Raw genomic sequence first — 19,124 nt, 5'->3', positions numbered from 1 at the left:
CATGAAAGTCCTGCACTTCTACCGCACCTATTACCCCGACACCTTCGGTGGCGTTGAGCAAGTCATACGCCAGATGGCTGTGGGTACGACACGTCTGGGTGTGGAAAATGAAGTGCTGACTTTGACACGCGATGCTGACCGCCCCTTGATAGAATTTGAAGGGCACAAGGTACACCGCGCCCATTTGAATTTTGAAATCGCTTCTACCGGTTTCTCCTGGTCGGCCTTGTCGCGCTTTGTCGAACTGGCAAAGCAGGCAGATGTGATTCACTATCACTTCCCCTGGCCTTTCATGGATATCGCCCATTTCCTGGGGCGTATCAAAAAGCCCAGTGTCGTCACTTATCACTCGGATATCGTCAGGCAAAAATATTTGCTGAAGCTGTATTCGCCGCTCAAGCATCAGTTCTTGCGCGATGTAAACCGCATCGTGGCGACGTCGCCCAATTACCTGGCGACCAGCCCGACGCTGGAACTGTATAAAGACAAGACCGAGGTAATTACCTACGGTCTGGATAACAGTATTTATCCAGTTCCCTCTGCAGAATTGCTGGCGAAATGGCGTGCCATCGTCGGGGAAAACTTTTTCCTGTTTGTCGGCATGCTGCGCTATTACAAGGGCCTGCACATCTTGCTGGAGGCAGCAGCAGGGACGGATATCCCCATCGTCATTGTTGGTGATGGCCCGGAAGAAATCGAACTCAAGCGCCAGGCAGAAAGCCTGCAACTGAAGAATGTGCATTTCCTTGGTGCCTTGCCTGAGCCTGACAAGGTCGCCTTGCTGACCCTGTGTTATGCACTGGCCTTTCCTTCGCATCTGCGCTCAGAAGCTTTCGGCATTTCATTGCTGGAAGGTGCGATGTACGGCAAGCCCATGATATCGAGCGAAATCGGCACTGGCACGACTTACATCAATGTCGCTGGCCAGACTGGCATGGTAGTGCCGCCGAGTGATCCGGCAGCCTTCAGGCAGGCCATGGAGTATTTGCTGGCACATCCGCAAGAGGCGGCGCAAATGGGTATCAATGCGCGCCAGCGTTATCTGGACTTATTTACTGCCGATAAAATGGCGAGCAATTATGCCCGCCTTTACCAGCAAGTCATAGACGAGCATAAGCGTAAGTAAGAAACAAATAAGCTCGCCTAGCTTGCCGTCAATTTCCTGACCTCAAATTCCCCGCGTAACCAGTTGCTGCCGATGAACTCAGTGTGATCCACATTGATGACATCAAACACCAGCAGATTATCTGACCACTCATAGTTTTCATCAAGATGGGTTTTTGCCTTGGTCAGTGCGGTGGTGACAGAATAAGAACCTGGCCCCAAAGGACATTCAAAAGGCAGCACAAATTCCAGCGTGTCACCTTTGCGCAAATCGTTTTGTACCTGTTTCGAATACCAGGTATTGCTACCCCAGATGACGCTGCCCTGCTTGTCGCGCAACATCAGGCCTAGCACCAGTTCAGGGATGTCGGCACGCAATTGCACTTCCGCCACCAGCTTGACCTTTTGCCCAACATGCGCTGCGGCCAGTACCTGATCGCTGTCCTGGTCGCGCAGGGTGAGCTTGCTGACTGTCGCCATGCCTGTGCCTGAACGTGTTTGCAGCCAGCCTTGTTCATTGCGGTTTTGCTCGACGGAGAAATTCTCGTTTTCCTTGCGGGCGATCATGGCATTGTAGTAATCGACCACCTCATCTGCCGCACCTTGCTTGAGCACGCAACCCTTGTCGATCAGGATGACGTGGTCACACAGGCTGCGCACATCGCCCATGCCGTGGGTGACCAGAATGATGGAAGTACCCTGTTCCTTGAACTGACGTATGCGGTCAAAACTGCGGTGCTGGAAATAGCTGTCACCTACCGACAGGATTTCATCGACGATGAGTACATCCGGGCGCACTGCCGTGGCAACAGCAAATGCCAGACGCGCCTGCATGCCGCTGGAATATACACGCAAGGGCTGGTCAAAGAAGGCACCAATCTCAGCAAAGCTTTCTATGCCGGGCATGAGCTGGTCCAGTTGTTCGCCACTCAGGCCCATCAGGCCACCTGCCATATAGGCATTTTGTCTGCCAGAAAATTCAGGATTGAAACCAAGCCCCAGTTCCAGCATCGCGCTGATGCGGCCACTGACAGCGATGCTGCCGGTCGTTGGCCGCACTGTGCCGGTAATCATTTTCAATAGCGTACTTTTACCAGCACCATTCTGGCCTATGATGGCCACAGCCTGGCCCGCAGGTACATTGAAACTGATATCGCGGTTGGCCCAATATTCATACGCTGGTTTTACCGGCAGGCCAGCCCAGTACATCAGGCGTGACAGCAGGCCGCTGAATTTTGAATAGCATTTTCCAACGCCAGAGACACTCAATACAATTTGACTCATAATGCATCCACCAGGTCTGCGCTGGCACGGCGGAAAATCCAGAATGAAAATATAAACATGCCCGCTGAAATCAGCACAGGAACCAGCAAATCTGCCATGTTTGGTACTGCGCCATATAGCAGCGCATTCTGGTAGATTTTGACCAGCGGTGTCATCGGGTTCAGATTCAATACCGCGATAAAGCGCTTCGGCATATTGTCCATCAGATAAACCACAGGCGTGAACCAGAACCACAGTTGCAGGACGATGCCCATGACCTGACCAACGTCACGTGAAAATACATTCAACAGACCGAGTATGATGCCCAGGCCAAAGGCAAACAGGATGATCAGCAGCATGCCCAGCGGCAGTACCAGCCACGCAGCTGTCGGCATATGACCAAAGAATAAAAACACTACGGCGATCGCTGCCAGCAATAACAAATGATTGATGAGGGCGCTGCCGCCGACGATCAAGGGCAGGCAAAGTCTGGGGAAGGCGATTTTTTTCAGGGTGTTGGAATAATCAATAAACACCGTAGTACAGCGCGTCATTATTTCCGCAAACAAACCCCAGGCTGACATGCCCGCCATCAGGTAAATCGCATAGGCCGACTTGTTTTCGATATTTGGTATCTTGGTGACCAGTACTTCAGACAAGACGATAGCGAAGATGGTTGCTTGCGCCAGAGGATTCAAAATCATCCACAGGGCACCCAGTTTGCTGCGCGCAAAGCGCCCGGCAAACTCGGCCTTGATGGACGACAGGATAAAGTGGCGGTAGTGCCACAATGAGATAAGTACAGCTTTCAAAGCTTGGTTTTCCTTAGCAGGGATCAGCCTGCAACACGTCCATAGATATCATCAAACCTGACGATATCATCTTCACCCAGGTAAGTACCGGATTGCACTTCTATCAGCTCAAGATCAGTTTCACCCGGATTTTCCAGCCTGTGCTTGACGCCCAGCGGGATGTAGGTGGATTGATTGGCAACCAGGGTCATCACTTCTTCGCCACGCGTGACCAATGCCGTGCCACTGACCACGATCCAGTGTTCAGCACGGTGGTGATGCATTTGCATCGACAGGCGGCCACCCGGTTTGACGACGATGCGCTTGACCTGGAAGTGTTCGCCACTATCGACAGAGTCATAATGTCCCCATGGGCGATAAACCTTGCGATGGTTATCGGTCTGGGTATAGTTTTCATCTTTCAGGCGGGTTACGACACGCTTGATGTTCTGGGTATTGGCTTTATTGGTGACCAGCACCGCATCTGGTGTCTCGACCACGATGACGTCTTCCAGACCCAGGCATGCAACCAGGCGGCTGTCAGAAATCACCAGGCAATTACGGGAATCTTCCAGCAGCACGTCGCCATGGGCAGTGTTACCGTTCTCATCCTTGTCTGACACTTGCCAGACCGCATCCCAGGCACCTACGTCAGACCAGCCTGCATTGAAAGGCACGACATAGCCGGGGATATGCAAATCCTGGTCTTTCGCCAGTTTTTCCATGACGGCATAGTCAATGGAGTCAGAAGGACAAGACAGAAAGGCTTCTTTATCCACGCGGACAAAGTCGCTATCGATGCTGGCTTTGTCCATCGCCAGTTTGCAGGCCTCATGCATGGCGGGATGGAAGTGCTGTATGGCTTTCAGCCAGGTAGTCGCGCGCATCATGAAAATGCCGCTATTCCATAAATGACGGCCACCATCCAGATATTGCTGGGCTACTTCCAATACAGGCTTTTCGACAAAGGCTTGTAGTTCGCGCACGGCCTGACCTGGTAACACGTCACCCGTCTGGATGTAGCCGTAACCGGTTTCAGGACGGTCAGGCACGATACCAAAAGTCACCATGGCACCGTCGATGGCCTGTTGCAGGCCATCTTGTATGGCCTGGTGAAAGCCCTGTTTATCATTGATGACATGGTCCGCTGGCATCACCAGCAAGACTGCGTCATTGTCTGAGGTTACCGCTGCCAGGGCTGCCAGCGTCAATGCGGGAGCAGTGTTGCGACCAGTGGGTTCGAGCAACAGGCTGCAGTTGTTAAAGCCGGCGACGCGTAACTGTTCTGCCGTGATGAAGCGGTATTCTTCATTGCAGACCACGATCATTCTTTCGGCCACGCCCACGGCACCAGAAAAGTCCCTGACGCGTGTTGCAGTCGCCTGCAACATGGTTTCTTCGCCTATCAGGGCGAGCAATTGCTTGGGATGCTTTTCACGCGATAGCGGCCATAGCCGGGTTCCAGATCCCCCGGAGAGAATGACAGGCTGTAATAACATGGATAACTTTCGTAATCTTTATGCCTTTGGGTTTATGTCCTGAGGCAAATCATTATAAAATATTTAATATATTGCAATAAGCGTGCAATCAGCTGCAATTTGCTCAGGCTATGCTGGTCAGATGTGAGCAATTGCTGAATAGGCTAAACTTGCAAGACCTGAAGGGTAAGCCAGAGCCCGGCAAAAGTCTGAAGCTGAAATAATCTGGAAATTTGCAGACGCTGATAATTTCGTCGCAGTTTACATCATCATTTATACTTCTACCCCTTTTTCTAGCCTTTTAGCGGTCTAAACACGAATCATTTGCCGCCAATTATGAATAAAACATCCGGATTATATGGCGAATATGGCAACACAGAACAAATCTGAATGCGAAGCACAGCAACTGGCTGACAAGACCAGTTTGATATTGAAAAGCAGAAAGCATTCAACACCCGTCAATATTCCTTCAAATGAGATGGGGGCAGGGCAGGATGATGCAAGGGAAATCATGTTGAATCAGCAAGATAATGTACAACAAAATGCTGAAATATCAGCACCGCCACAGGGCTTGCGCCAGAAATTGCGCTCCATACCAGGCCTGGGTTACGCATTGGCCTGGTGCCAGGCATTGCTGCGCTTGCCGCGCACCCGCTTCCAGACCGAAGTTGCGCTGACAAATTTGCAAAAGCAGATTGATGGTTTGCAACTGCAATTGCACAGCCAGGACCAAAAAATCCTGCGCATGGAAGAGCAAAAACTCGCCATACGGCTGGAAAAATACGATGCGCTTGATATTGGAAACAGGTTAATGGAGCTGGACCGCCTGCATATAGGCCGTCAATTGCGTTCCATGAATCTGATGATGCGTGAGGGTTTGCAAAATGGGGTTAAACAGATCCAGCAACATGTTGTCGCGACGGCAGAGCCAGCGAGTCAGACTGCCATCGCAAGCACTAGCCAGCCTGTAGCCAAAGTCACCAGTGATTTTGACCAGGACCAGTTCTATCTGGAGTTTGAAGCCTTGTTCCGCGGTTCACGCGCTGATATCAAGGAGCGCTTGAAAGTGTATTTGCCGTATCTGGCGCATATCAGCGAACAGACAAAAGATGAACGCAAGCTGGTCATTGACGTTGGCTGTGGCCGTGGTGAGTGGCTGGAATTGCTGGACGAGCAAGGCATACCTGCCATGGGTGTGGATATGAATATTTCCATGGTCAACGCCTGCCTGGACCAAGGCTTTTTGTGCCGTCATGCTGATGCTATTGCCTATTTGCGTGAACAGCCTGCAGGCAGCATAGGGGCAGTGACCGGTTTCCAGATCATAGAGCATCTACCGTTCGAGCAATTGATTGCGCTGTTTGATGCGGCACGCCATGCACTATGCCCAGGCGGTGTCATTATTTTTGAAACGCCGAATCCAGAAAACCTTAAAGTGGGTGCCTGCAATTTCTATTTTGACCCTACCCATTTGCATCCTATCGTGCCGCAGGTGGCGGAATTCATGGCGCGTCAGCGTGGCTTTAGCCATGCAGAGATTTTGCGTTTGCATCCTTACCCTGATGATCACTTGCTGCACGGTGGTACCGAGGTTGAAGCACTGCTCAATAAGGAATTATTCGGCGCCCAGGATTATGCAGTCATAGGTCGTAAATAAGATGCAGATACATCAATTCAGCCCTTCCTGTGGAAGAGGTGACGGCGTCAGCAATGGCATGTTCTTTACCCGCAAGCTGTTGCGCGAGATGGGTTTTACTTCTGCCATTTATTGCGATCTGGTGCAGGATGAAGTGCGTGATGAAGTGCAGCACTATAGCGAATTGCAGCTTGCAGAAGATGACATTTTGCTGGTGCATCACAGCCTGGGCTATGAGAATTGCGCGTGGTTCAAAGACATCAAGGCACGCAAGGTGCTGGTGTATCACAACATCACTCCTCCGCAATTTTTACCTGATAATGGTTTGCCAGAATTAAGCATTTTGGGCAGGCAGCAACTGGCTCTGTGGGCGCAGGATTTTCAGGCTGCGATTGGTGACTCTGATTTGAACAGTGCAGAGTTGCGTGCAGCTGGTCATGCAGATGTAACGACGATTCCCTTACTGGTCGATGTGACGCGCTGGCAGCATCACAGCTATAACACAGCGATGATGAACAGCTTGCGTGGTGCCCACAATATCCTGTTTGTTGGCCGCCTGTGCGAGCACAAGCACCAATTGCAATTACTGGACATGCTTGATGAATTGCGCCACTTCTCGCGCCAGCCCGTGCGCCTGATATTGGCAGGTGGCGTCACCAGCATGCCGTATGAGCAGGACGTACGTGCCCACATCGCTGAATTGAAACTGGATGCACAGGTGCTGATGACAGGCAAAATCCCTGATGAAGATTTGCTGGCCCTGTACCGCAACGCTGACGCCTATGTCAGCCTCAGCGAGCATGAAGGCTTTGGCATGCCTTTGATTGAATCCATGCTGCATGATGTGCCAGTGATTGCGCGTGCTACTGAAGGCGTCACTTCTACCATGGGTGGTGCAGGCATCTTGCTGGATGCTGACGTGACCCCTGCCACTTGTGCCGCGCATGTGCATATGCTGTTGACGGAACCTGTTTTGCGCCGCCGCATTATTGCCGGTCAGCGACAAAATATTCAGCGTTTTTCGCGTCAAAAGATTCAGGCAGATTTGCAGCACTTCTTGCAAAAGCTCGGCGCAAAAATTCCTCAAACTGCAATAGCTGCAAATGAGCAGCAAAAACCTCTGTGGCAGATAGAGGGGCCCTTCGATTCTACTTATAGTTTGGCTATCGTTAACCGTGAACTGGCGCGTGCCTTGGCATCTCAAAAGGACGAGGCTGTGCAACTGGGTTTGCGCAGCCGAGAAGGTTATGGTGATTTCGTCGCTTCGGCAGATTTCCTTGCAGCTAATCCCGATATCGCGGAATTGCAAACCGTATCGCAACAGGCAGTAAATATGCCCGACCTGGCCTTGCGCAACTGCTATCCGCCGACACTGGATGATATGCAGGCACGTGTCAGGGTGGTGAATTCTTATGGTTGGGAAGAGACCGGTTTCCCGCAAGAGTTTGTCAACGAATTTAACCGCAAGCTGGATTTGATTTTGGTGGTGTCGCGCTTTGTCGGTACGGTCTTGCGCGACAATGGCGTGCGCGTACCGATTGCTGCTGTTGGCAATGGTGTTGATCATGTCATGCGCGTTGCCGCGCTATCGGTACCACAGGCGGTGTTGGGTAGTCTTAAGACTTACCGCTTCCTGCATGTATCATCCTGTTTCCCGCGCAAGGGACCAGATGCTTTGCTGCTCGCTTATGGCCAAGCTTACCGGGCCAGTGATGATGTCAGCCTGGTCATCAAGACTTTCCCCAATCCGCATAACGATGTGGCTGAACAATTGGCAGCGCTGCTGGCTGCTGACCCGGATTTTCCGCATGTGCTGATCATCATGGATGATTATAGCCAGGAGCAAATGCGTGGTCTGTATGAGGCATGTGATGTGCTGGTTGCACCCAGCCGTGGCGAAGGTTATGGCTTGCCGATTGCAGAAGCCATGTGGCTGAAACTGCCAGTGATTGCTACTGCATGGAGCGGGCAAATGGATTTCTGCGACGACAGCAGGGTCTGGCTCTGTGATTATCAATACGCCAAATCGACTTCGCATTTCAGTTCCACGCATTCAGCCTGGGCTGACCCTGATGTCAATCATCTGGCCGCGTTGATGCGTGAAGTACATGCCAGTCCGGCAGACATCATCACCCGTAAAACTGCGGCGGCGCATGCGTTTATATCGACGCACTATGCGTGGTCAGATGTCGCCAGCAGAACCCGCCAGGCAATTGCTGCACTTGAACAGCAGCCGCTGTTACGCAAGGAGCCACGCATAGGCTGGATCAGTAGCTGGAATGCGCGTTGTGGCATCGCTTCTTATTCATCTTTCCTGACTGCTGGCATGCCGCAGGACAGAGTAGTTTATCTGAGCAGCCATATCCCCGAAAGAACGGCGCGCGATGCTGATAATGTCATCCGCAGCTGGGATGCCAACATGGAAGAGGACCTGGAACACACGTGGCTGATGATCCAGGAACAAAAACTCGATGTGATTGTTATTCAATACAATTTCGGTTTCTTTTCACTGGCAGCCATGGCGCGCCTGATCAGGCGTGTCAAGGAAGATGGCAAGGCTATCCATTTATTCTTTCATTCAACCGCCGACGTGCAAAGAGAAGACGGACTAATCAGTCTTTCTACAATCGCTGCTGAATTGAAACTGGCCAACCGTATCTTCGTGCATGGTCTGGATGACATGAACCGTCTCAAGAACCTGGGCGTCGCTGATAATCTGGTATTTTTCCCACAGGGCCTGATGCCGACACTGGAACATGCTGCAACCAGAGTGGATACCACGCGCCTGACTGGCAAGACCGTGATTGCTGCTTATGGATTCTTGCTGCCGCATAAGGGTGTGCAGGCATTGATCAAGGCATTCATAAAATTGCGCGGGCAGGGTGGAAATTATCATTTGTTGCTGGTGAATTCACTCTATCCATCAGGCTTGTCCGACAATGAATATCATCAATGTCGTCATTTGATTTTTGAAGCCGGCCTGGATGCGCATGTGACTTTTTTGTCTGATTATCTGACGGATGAAATCAGTCAGTCATGGCTGCAACAGGCAGACCTGATTGTTTACCCGTATCAGCAAACGCAGGAATCTTCGAGCGCTGCAGTGCGCATGGGGCTGGCTTCTGGCCGCCCGGTTGCAGTGACGCCGCTGTCGATTTTTGATGATGTCAAAGATGCGGTGCATGTGTTGCCAGGTACTGAACCCACAGACATTGCTGAGGGCATCACTGCCATTTTGCATGATGGGCAAAGGCTGAAAGAGAAAGCAATACAGGCTAAAGCCTGGACTGTCACCAGACAATGGCCAGCTTTATCGCAACGCTTGTTGAATACGATTGATGGTATTACGAATGCATTGGATATTGATATAGGTCGCATCTGAACGCACAAAAACGGCGGATATATTCCGCCGTTTTTTATGGTCGGCCACAAGCTACCTGAGAACGTGTTTGCAGTAAAGCAATCAGCCTTGCAGTATGCTTTTGCCTGGCCCAGTCTTGCAGGTGGTGGTCAGTATCAAAGAACCAGCTCTCCGGATACATGAAGTCTTTTGGTTTACCCAGATATTCTATGCCCAGCTTATTCATGCGCTCCGGTAGTCCTGCATAAAAGGCCAGGTCGTCTGCATCTGTATCGTATTTGGCGTGATGCAAAAGTACCGTGGGCATGGCGATCAGGCAGATGTTATTTGCCTTTGCCCATTGCGCATAATTTTCCATGAGCTTCCAGCCGCCACTTTCTGTGGCCGCCCTGTGCGCGTAATCCCAGGCCTTGGTCGCTTTGACAGCGGCAATATCACCGGGGCTGCGTTCTGCTGCACTGGTATGAGTTTGATCGCCTCTTGCATCGAGATGATGGGCGCCGTAAGTACCGCTGGTGACCGGGCCGTCTGGCAAATGCCGCAGACCATGCAGCCAGCGGTCTGCTCCCAAACCTGCTGCATACTGCAGTTGAGTAATGCGAGACAGGCTACGCCAGTAATCCAGATCCCTGGCCATGACATAGTCTATGATTTGCGAATTGGCTTTGCCCTCATCGAGGTAAAGCGCATATTCCATGGGCATGAGTATGGTGTCGCCGGGACGTGCGACACGACGTGATACATCCAGTATATAAGGCAGGCCGAGTCCGGCATTTACCGCAAGATTGATGACAGGTTTTTGCCAGTAATTTGCCAGCATGCCGGAATCTATGCCAAACATGGCGTTTGAACCTGCCACGATCAATACACGTGGCGTTTTGATTTCTTGTGCTGCGTGGATTTTATGTTGATAAGCATCATAGACCCAGCGTGAACTGGCAGTCGGCGAGCCCAACTGATATTTGATGCCGACTACCCATAAGAGGCTAAGAGCCAGGAAACTGCCAGTCACAGCGAGCAAGAATTTTTTCATTTCCTTGTCCGCCTAAAAATTAAAATACAAAAATTCTGTAGCTGGCCGGACTGCCATCCATTTCATTGCAAACCACAAACAGATGCCTGCAATGATGCCCAAAGCGATTTGTCTTTTTTCGCTGAGTGGTGTGATGGCGATATTCGGGCTAGGGTCGTAATTCAGTAATTCCGTGGTGTTTGGCAAAAGCCAGACGACAGCCATGCCTATGCCTATCCACAGCCAGCCCACATCGGGCGTTGTGCTCAACAAGCTTTCAACTACTTGCGCGATATTCTGCCACGGTAGGGCTGGCAAATGCGCGCCTGAGAGGGGTTGCAAGAGAGCGGCATACATGTGCGTAGCACTTGTCATATCAGGTGCACGGAACAATACCCATGCAAACGCGACCAGAATGAAAGTCACAACAATCGCTATTATCTTCGGCAGCTTGCCCCAAAGTTTGCGTAGTGCTGAACTGCTTTCCAGTACATGATGCCAGAAGTGATTGATAAGCAGCATCGTGCCATGCAATGCACCCCATAAGAAGAAATTCCAGCCTGCACCATGCCATACACCGGCCAGTAACATCGTCAGCCACAGATTGCGGTAGCGCATGAATTGGCCGTGGCGGTTTCCACCCAGAGGTATGTACAGATAATCGCGTAAAAAACTGGACAGTGTCATATGCCAGCGCCGCCAGAAATCGATGATGGAAGTGGCTTTATAAGGCGAGAAAAAATTAACAGGCAGCTTGAAGCCAAACATCAGCGCCAGACCTATCGCCATGTCGGAATACGCAGAGAAATCAAAATACAATTGCAGGGTATACGCCAGCATGGCTTGCCATGCTGCTTCGCCGCCCGGTGTTGTCTGCCTGGCCAGTTCAAAAACCGGGCTGGCATAGCGAGCCATGCTATCAGCCAGTATGGTTTTTTTGAACAGACCCAATGCCAGAAAACTGGCGCCGATGATGAGCGCTTCTTTTTGTCTGAACAGTGGATTGTCATCTGCCCTGGTTTGCGCAATCAGAGGCTTGTGATGCACGATAGGTCCGGCGATCAGTTGCGGGAAAAAAGAAACAAAAAACAGATAGTCGAGTGCATTATGCCTGTGCACGTCACCACGCCGGCAATCAACCAGATAGGCGATTTTCTGGAAGGTGACAAATGAGATAGCCAGTGGCAGAACGATGGGGTCTATCGGTGGTGCCGCATGAAATGCCGCAAACAGATTGGCGAGCAAGAAATAGGTGTATTTGAAACCGCCCAATACCAGCAGGTTAAAAGCGATGCCTGCCTTCATCCATCTTGCGGCATGCAGATCCAGCGCTTGCTGTCTGGCGTTCAGGATACGGCCACCGAGCCAGAAATTGATGCTGATTGAGCCTAGAAGCACCGCCAGATAGCGTACATCCCAGACTGCGTAAAATACCAATGAAGCCAGCACCAGCCATCCCAGTGCGGGCCTTAATCCGCATTGCCGTTTGCACAGCATCCATACTGCCAGTGTGAGAGGCAGGAAGAGGAACAGGAACGCAAAGGAATTAAATAACATGGCGTGCAGTCAGGCGTGCGGTGATGCCGGTGAAGCGTTCACGCAGTAGCGCCCAGTGCCAGTTTTTGCAGCTCGTCGGGTTTGCGGATGATCAGGCGATGCAAGTCTTTTTCGACTATACCTTGCTGGGCCAGATGCAGGAGCGCGCGGGTAACGGTTTCGCGGCTGGTGTTGATCATCATGGCGATGTCCTGATGGGTAGGCAGGTTTTCTATGACTTCCAGGTTACCAGGCATGATTTTTTTGAACAGGGCGATGAAGGCATAGATGCGGCGTGAGGTATTGCCTATGCTGAGCAAAGCGCGGAATTCGGAATCGCGTTGGATTTTTTCGGCCAGATGGCGCAACATCATGTTTGCCATCGCTGGTGAATGCGAAAACAAATGCAGTGCCGTGGCACTGGGTAAAAACCCCACCAGCACATTGCTCAGAGCAACAACCGAGGCAGAACGTGGCGTGCCATTGATGATCGCGATCTCACCAAAGAAATCACCTTCCTTCAGCATGCGCAGGCCGATGGCGCGGCCATCTTCAGTCACATCGACTACTTGCAATTGCCCTGAGAGCAAAAATAACAGGCTGTCACCGATGCCACCTTTTTGCAATACCACATCCCGTTTATTGAAGTGACGCACGCGCATGTCACCCTTGACCTTGTTCATGTCTTCATCGCTCAAGCCCATCAGCAAGGGGATGTTGCGCAAGTTGACCGTGATCTGGTTGACCTTGACCTGCACTTTGGTCTGTATGGGAATATTTAATTGCAGTTGCCCAGGCAGGGGTGCTTGCGACTCCCCGGCCGGTGCCTTGTTGTGAATAACAGCGACTTCGTTATTTGATACCGTCATTGGTCAATCCGATTGTAAAGAACCCATGACTTGCAATCGTGATGGCCCTTCATTCGTTTTCAATATTTCCTGATTCATAGATGACAAATGGTGATGCTGGCATGAAAATTCAAATTTTAAAAATTCTGCCATTGCCAGCTCAATTGTACCGACTTGCTATTGTATTGAAGGATGGAGATATTTTCCTTGTTATTTATCGCACGAAATTCCAGTTGCAGCGACTGTTTGTCCGTGAAATACCAATTCAATCCCGCTTTTACAAGCTGTAGATCTTGTCGCCTTGCTACATCTATCAGGTTGGGCGAGTAAATTTCAGCACTTTGCCATATTTGTTTGCTCCAGCCTAATTCCAGCTCGCTTTGCTGTGTCAATTGTCGTCTCAGATTCAAATTTCCATAGTAGCCAGTCCTGTGACCGCCCTGTCTGTCTGCATGAGCCCGGTCGGCCATTGCTGCCAAACCAGCTTGCAACTGGTATTTCTGGGTTTCATAGGATAACAGGCCGCGTAATTCCCAGGTGTGGGCATCGAAATTCCCCAAAGTCGGGTACTGTACATTGGTGAACCCCGCCACGGTGCTGAAACGCCAAGGGCTGCCTTGGCTGACTGCTGGCGACAAACGCAATTGTACAATCTCCTGCTTTTGATACAGCGTACCGCCGAGGCTGAGTGCGCTGACCAGGGCAGTGCCCCGGATGCCGTAATCCCGCCATTTCCATGGTTTTTCCACACCAAGGGCAAGTGCCAGTGTATTGTAGGCGCTCAGACTGTCATAACTGCGCAGTCGTGCCTGGGCAAAACCTATGGTGCCGTTATTGTTGATTTCCTGGGATATATTGCCAGACAAGCTGGCAAACCGGTCCGCTTTTGGCTGATACTCTGGTAAAAGCTGCAAGGTAATTTGCTCAGTGCCGCTACCGAAAGTGAAAAAAGGATTGCTGGCACCTTGATTCACATTGGTGTCATATCCAGCCTCTACAGCAATCGCGATGCGCCTTTCTGGCGCTGCGGGAATGCAGCTCTTGGGTTGCCATAATTCCAGTTTGTACAATTGATCTTCTGATAAAGGCAGGTTTTGCCGCATTTTGAGCAATACTTTATCTGCCTCTTCTTTGTTGCCCAATTTGCATTGCAGCATCGCCAGATCCAGCCAGGCACCGGCATGCAGGGGCTTTTTCTCTATCAGGGTGCTGAGCATGGTTTTGGCATCATCATTGCGTTTTTCGCTGATGGCCTTTAATGCTTCCAGATACAGGGTTTCGCTTTCAGCTTCATTGTCGGCTTTTGCGACTGTATTGCCAAAGATCAGTAATAGCATCAGCAATAGTATCGGCAATGGCAATTGACGCGCTATTCTTTGCATCACTCTCATGCAGTAACCTCTACCGTGTAGATGGTAGTTGGTTTTTCCTTGCCTTTCAGCAGGCGCTCACCCAGCGCCTGGAATTGATGTCTGGTTGAACCCTCAACCGTACCTTTACCGATGATGATGTCGTGCGGGTAGTGACGTGCCGCGTCCTCCAGACGTGAGGCCGTATTGACACTGTCGCCAACGGCAGTGTAGATGCTGCGGAAAGAACTGCCAAAATCACCTGCAATTGCAATGCCACTTTCTATTCCGATTCTGACTCTAATCTTTTTTCTCCCTTGTTGTTCGTATTGGGCACTCAATTTTCTGACATTTCTGACGATTGCTATCGCTGCATCCAGGGCCAGGTCAGCATGGTTTTCGACAGGCAGCGGCGCCCCCCAAAATGCTACCAGGCCGTCACCGGTATATTTATCCAGAGTGCCACCTTTGGCAAGCACAGGGCCGGTCAGGCATTCCAGGAATTCCCTTGTCAGATTCGCCGCCCCTTCCATAGGCAAGTTTTCTACCTGGCTGGTATACCCCTCCATGTCAGCAATCAGGGTAGTTACATGTAGCTGCCTTGGTGCCAGGGGATCTTTCAAATCACTGCGTAATAATTCTTGCACCACTGCTTTGGCGACATATTGTTGCAGGGTTCCTAATAATCTTCTCGACTTGCGCTGCGCAGTCTGCCAGCCAAAAGGCACCGCAACCGCCAATAAAAAAAAGTTTGCTGCCAGAGGGCCTACTGGGGAAAACCACATGTCGTGATCAACCACCAGATAAGCCAGTGCTACCCAGGTCGCTGAAGCCAGGCCCAGCATCAGGGTATTTGTCCAGGCAGAAAAGCGCGGAAACATGAACATTGCCATCCCTGCCGTCAGCACTGTAAACAATAAAGCGATCAAACGCCCTGGCCACTTTACATACGCCCTGCCTTCTTGCTCATCAAGCATGGTGCTCAGGGCCTGGGCATGCACCAGAAAACCACTGGTTGAATACCATAGGGGTGTCGGTACCCGGTCTGCCAGTGCCAGGGAGGAGGAGCCTATGATGATATATTTGCCACGCAAGGCCTCAAGCGGAGCCGTATCTTGCAATACGCTCAAGGCAGGTACGACTTCATACGAAGACAGTGTCCGGCTATATTCAACGCGCGAAAATCCATTTTCATCTACATCTGAAAATCGGCTTTTATGCGCAAACAACTGATTCGCGTTCAATTTGGAGCAACATTCGAGCAAAGCACGCGACAATTCTGAATAAACTTTTCCTTCGAAGCGAGTCTGAACTGGAATCCGCCTTAAAGTTCCGTCAAGATCAGGTACAAATCCAATATTACTGACATAGCGCGCTTTGCTAAGACCAGAGTGATTGGCAATATAGCCGGTAGCCCGTGCCATACTGGCAAGCTCAGGCTGGCTAAAAGCTGCAATTGATTTGCCACCCGTTAACTGGCCATTGCGCGCCGGTGTTTGTTTGTTTTTGTCAAAATCAAAGGCTTGTGCCAGTACCACTGGGCCATGTTCAGCCAATGCTGCCAGTCTCTGGTCTCCTACCGTGTCTTTATGCTCTTCAAAGTAAATATCCAGGGCAACGCCACGCACATCAAATTCAGTAATGAGTTTTTCTATCAGATCGGCAATGCGTTCTCTGGGCCAGGGGGCTGCCCCCAGGACGGAAATGCTGTGGTCGTCAATGTCGATCAATGCCAGACGCTCTTCTGCCCGGTCTTTGGCACGCAATTGCACAAATTGATCTCTAAGCCACTCATCACCCGGTAACGGCCTGCCATTTTCTGGCAAATATTCATTCAGCGCGCACAAGCCCACGGCCATGATGGCGATCAGTAGCCACAAGTAGGATTTGGCAGAAATACGCAAAAAAAACTCAGACACAGGCCTCATGATTGCGTAAGAAGGTCCGTTGAATTATTCACTGGGCAATGAGGTGATCTGGAAGTTCATATCAATCAAAAAGATTTTGGCAGCATCATAAGCCGGATTAAACGAAGTGTGTTAAAACTTGAACATCTTTTTGCGTAGCGGCAATACATTAAAGGATGGTCCTGGCGAGAATACTTGCCTATCCGGTATTCCTTTGTCCGTCCATCATAAACCTTCTGATTTCAATGGCTTAGCAAAAAACTGTTATAGTAGCCTGAATTTGTAAATTGTGACCGTCATCACAATATTTTTTGCATATCAGAGGATAATGCTAAAAATATGTGCAGGTGTAAATCTGTACTAGCCGGTGCAATGTGCGCCTGGTGTGAAAGACTTTGCCAGTTGTTATGGCAAGTGAGGATGAAATATGAAGAATAAAACACAGAATGTTCTAAGCCAGCTGGTCCGGTGGACGCTGGCATTCGTACTGGCGATTCCTGCGATGGCATTTGCAGAGGACGCGGTAAAGGTGTCCCAGGTTTGGGGTAAGGTTGAGATAAATGGCAAACCGGCAATGATTGATAGTGCCGTTGCAGAAGGCGCCAGTATTAAAACAGGGGCTGATGGCTACGTTTATTTTAAAACCTTGGATGATGGTTTGTTGATTGTGCGTCCGAATAGTGAAGCGCGCATCGTCAGTTATCATATTGATCAACAGAATCCTGCAAATACCCGCGTCAAGCTGGAATTGATCTCGGGCGTGGCACGTAGTGTGTCGGGTAATGCCGTGAAACAGGCAAGACAGAATTTCCGTTTTAATACGCCGGTAGCTGCTATTGGTGTCCGTGGTACTGACTTTACTGTCTTTACTGACAAGGATACAACACGGGTAGTCGTGGTCGATGGTGGGATCGTTGTCAGTGGTTTTGGCGGTTCTTGCTCACCACAAGGTGCAGGCCCATGTGAAGGCGTTGCTGCTGCCGAGTTATTCGCCCGTCAGCAAGGGGTTTTGTTGCAGATCAATAAAGGCCAGAACAAACCACAATTATTGCAATCGGCTCCCGGTTTGACACCAGATGCCATCGCCCCACCAAGGGCCGATGAGCCTGCAAGCAAGACTACAGCTAATAATAGTAGCGCTGCTTTGATCGCTCCTGCCGCAACTGATCCTAATCTCGACCCTAACAAGGTTGGTAATGTGAAGCAAACATTGGCCTCGAATACTAATAAGACGCCTAACAATACTGGTGCAGGTAATAATAATGGTGCTGCCCTGACGAATACCATTATCTGGGGTCGCTGGTTTGAGCTTTTTGGCAAGAAAGCTGATTTTGATATTACCAAGCAAGATCAGAATGAGGCTTCGCCACGCGGTACCAATGCGTATTTTGCTATTTTCCAGGCTAAAAATACGGAATGGCAAGTACCAACCACTGGCACCATGGGCTTTGCCTTGAAAGATAGTCAAGCCGTTCTCGTCGATAATATCAAGAGCCTGGAATCGGCGGCAAAGCTGGAAAATGCCAAATTGCAACTGGATTTTGCCAAGGCGACCTTCACTACAGGATTTGATGTTGTTTCTGGTAGCGAAAGATTCGCCTTGAAAGGTGAGGGCTCTGTGACCAGCACGGGTATCTTGTATGGTGCTAACCAATATGTGCCTGCTGCCAACATGTCGGTACAAGGTGTGGTGACCAATGAAAAAGGTGGTACTGCTGCGTATATATTCCAGTCCAAGTTAAATGAAGATGGCACCCGCATGGTGTACGGGGTGACGAATTGGGGTAAGCAATAGATGGTCGTGCCAGCTTGTGCTAAATAATTAGCTCAAGCCAGTCTTAAATAAATAAGGGCTTCTGCGGAAGCCCTTATTTATTTTTATGGCACGATTAAGTGCATAAATAATATTGTCTGTATTTGCCTGTGTATGTATGTCTATATATAGGCTTTGAACTTAAAAGTGTCGTTCAGGTCAGTGTATTGCCAGGCTTTTCTGGCAGTATTTTTAATACTGAAGTATGTAAATGGTTTTGTAATTTGATGTAACGAAATATTCATTTTGGTTTACTTCAAGTCAAGCCTTATAATTGTAGGTTGGCAAAGTCATATCTAGGCTTTTCATTTGAAAGCTGTTTCTGCAGAGCAAATGAAAAATTTCGGAATACAAGCCAAATGTTGTCAAGTGTTACTTTTTTTTGAAAATGTGATTTCAGTCACATCTTCGATTGGGTGCTTCTGCGATTATCGGCATGCCGTAACGCGAGTAAGTGCCTAAAAAGCAAGCTTCGCATCTTTTAAATTAATTAAATTAGGAGTTCTTAAATGGCTAATACAGCTGCTGATATCCAAAAGCTTTACATCGCATACTTCAACCGCCCAGCAGACCCAAATGGTCTGGCTTACTGGATGGCTCAAGGTTTCACACTGAACCAAATCGCCGACAGCTTCTCCAAACAAGCAGAATACGCCACAGTATTCGCTGGTAAAACAACAGAAGACACAGTCAACACCATCTACAACAACCTGTTTGGCCACAAAGCTGACGTAGCAGGTCTCAACTACTGGACAGGCCAACTGCTGAACGGCAAAGTTACCCTGGGTCAAGCCGCTCTGGCCATCCTCGGTGGTGCTACCGGTGCAGACAAAGTTGCCGTCGATTCCAAAGTTGCCGCTGCGACATCCTTCACAACAGCCATCGACACCAACGAAGAAATCGTTGCCTACTCCCTGCCAAGCAACACAGCCCTGGCTAAGGACTGGTTGAGCAAAGTGCTGGATTCCGCTACACAAGCATCCCAAATCGCTGTTCAAGATGCAGTCCTGACATCCATCGTCAATG

The 19,124-nt window shown here is 50.1% G+C and carries 13 protein-coding genes; 5 read left to right on the top strand and 8 right to left on the bottom strand.

All coding sequences use genetic code 11. The features are described 5' to 3' along the window. Window position 1: 1 nt before the first annotated feature. Entirely contained in the window at window positions 2-1,126 is a 1,125-nt protein-coding gene (locus ACO0LL_RS16370) for a glycosyltransferase family 4 protein (RefSeq protein WP_422951922.1), read from the top strand. A gap of 17 nt (window positions 1,127-1,143) precedes the next feature. Here the strand turns inward: ACO0LL_RS16370 and ACO0LL_RS16365 are convergent, their stop codons facing one another. Genes ACO0LL_RS16365 through ACO0LL_RS16355 form a run of 3 tightly spaced genes read right to left on the bottom strand, consistent with a single transcriptional unit; the run spans window position 1,144 to window position 4,657 of the window. Next, window positions 1,144-2,388, bottom strand: coding sequence for an ABC transporter ATP-binding protein (locus ACO0LL_RS16365; RefSeq protein WP_422951921.1), 1,245 nt, complete (start codon window positions 2,386-2,388; stop codon window positions 1,144-1,146). After that, a complete protein-coding gene (locus ACO0LL_RS16360) occupies window positions 2,385-3,179 on the bottom strand; it encodes an ABC transporter permease (protein WP_422951920.1) in 795 nt (264 codons plus the stop codon). The genes ACO0LL_RS16365 and ACO0LL_RS16360 overlap by 4 nt, the downstream gene beginning before the upstream one ends. Window positions 3,180-3,202: 23 nt before the next feature. Further along, the gene (locus tag ACO0LL_RS16355) at window positions 3,203-4,657 is read right to left on the bottom strand and encodes a mannose-1-phosphate guanylyltransferase/mannose-6-phosphate isomerase (RefSeq protein WP_422951919.1); all 1,455 of its coding nucleotides are present in this window, start codon (window positions 4,655-4,657) and stop codon (window positions 3,203-3,205) included. A gap of 346 nt (window positions 4,658-5,003) precedes the next feature. On the opposite strand from ACO0LL_RS16355, the gene ACO0LL_RS16350 reads away from it, so the two are divergent. Both ACO0LL_RS16350 and ACO0LL_RS16345 read left to right on the top strand, forming a co-directional pair. Continuing rightward, window positions 5,004-6,293 carry a class I SAM-dependent methyltransferase gene (locus tag ACO0LL_RS16350; RefSeq protein ID WP_422951918.1) on the top strand — a complete coding sequence of 430 codons (1,290 nt, stop codon included), beginning with the start codon at window positions 5,004-5,006 and terminating at the stop codon, window positions 6,291-6,293. Window position 6,294: 1 nt separating this feature from the next. Next, the gene (locus tag ACO0LL_RS16345; protein WP_422951917.1) at window positions 6,295-9,654 is read left to right on the top strand and encodes a glycosyltransferase family 4 protein; all 3,360 of its coding nucleotides are present in this window, start codon (window positions 6,295-6,297) and stop codon (window positions 9,652-9,654) included. A 34-nt stretch (window positions 9,655-9,688) separates the two neighbouring features. On the opposite strand, the gene ACO0LL_RS16340 is transcribed toward ACO0LL_RS16345, so the two are convergent. From ACO0LL_RS16340 to ACO0LL_RS16320, 5 genes are all read right to left on the bottom strand, one after another. Beyond that, a complete protein-coding gene (locus tag ACO0LL_RS16340; RefSeq protein ID WP_422951916.1) occupies window positions 9,689-10,666 on the bottom strand; it encodes a hypothetical protein in 978 nt (325 codons plus the stop codon). 12 nt (window positions 10,667-10,678) lie between these two features. Beyond that, window positions 10,679-12,202: an MBOAT family O-acyltransferase gene (locus tag ACO0LL_RS16335; protein ID WP_422951915.1), complete on the bottom strand. Its 1,524-nt coding sequence runs from the start codon at window positions 12,200-12,202 to the stop codon at window positions 10,679-10,681. Between the two features lie 38 nt (window positions 12,203-12,240). Further along, window positions 12,241-13,050, bottom strand: a complete 810-nt coding sequence (locus tag ACO0LL_RS16330; RefSeq protein ID WP_422951914.1) for a Crp/Fnr family transcriptional regulator — start codon at window positions 13,048-13,050, stop codon at window positions 12,241-12,243. A 116-nt stretch (window positions 13,051-13,166) separates the two neighbouring features. After that, window positions 13,167-14,411, bottom strand: coding sequence for a tetratricopeptide repeat protein (locus ACO0LL_RS16325; protein WP_422951913.1), 1,245 nt, complete (start codon window positions 14,409-14,411; stop codon window positions 13,167-13,169). A 5-nt stretch (window positions 14,412-14,416) separates the two neighbouring features. Then, the gene (locus ACO0LL_RS16320; RefSeq protein WP_422951912.1) at window positions 14,417-16,297 is read right to left on the bottom strand and encodes a CHASE2 domain-containing protein; all 1,881 of its coding nucleotides are present in this window, start codon (window positions 16,295-16,297) and stop codon (window positions 14,417-14,419) included. Window positions 16,298-16,712: 415 nt separating this feature from the next. On the opposite strand from ACO0LL_RS16320, the gene ACO0LL_RS16315 reads away from it, so the two are divergent. Then, the gene (locus ACO0LL_RS16315; protein WP_422951911.1) at window positions 16,713-18,080 is read left to right on the top strand and encodes a FecR family protein; all 1,368 of its coding nucleotides are present in this window, start codon (window positions 16,713-16,715) and stop codon (window positions 18,078-18,080) included. Window positions 18,081-18,607: 527 nt separating this feature from the next. Next, a partial coding sequence (locus ACO0LL_RS16310; protein WP_422951910.1) for a DUF4214 domain-containing protein occupies window positions 18,608-19,124 on the top strand: 517 nt, incomplete at its 3' end.

The sequence above is a fragment of the Undibacterium sp. TC4M20W genome (genome assembly GCF_049340245.1).
Classification (GTDB): domain Bacteria; phylum Pseudomonadota; class Gammaproteobacteria; order Burkholderiales; family Burkholderiaceae_D; genus Undibacterium.
Note: the sequence above shows the minus strand (reverse complement) of the source record. Positions and strands in the feature narration are given on the sequence as shown.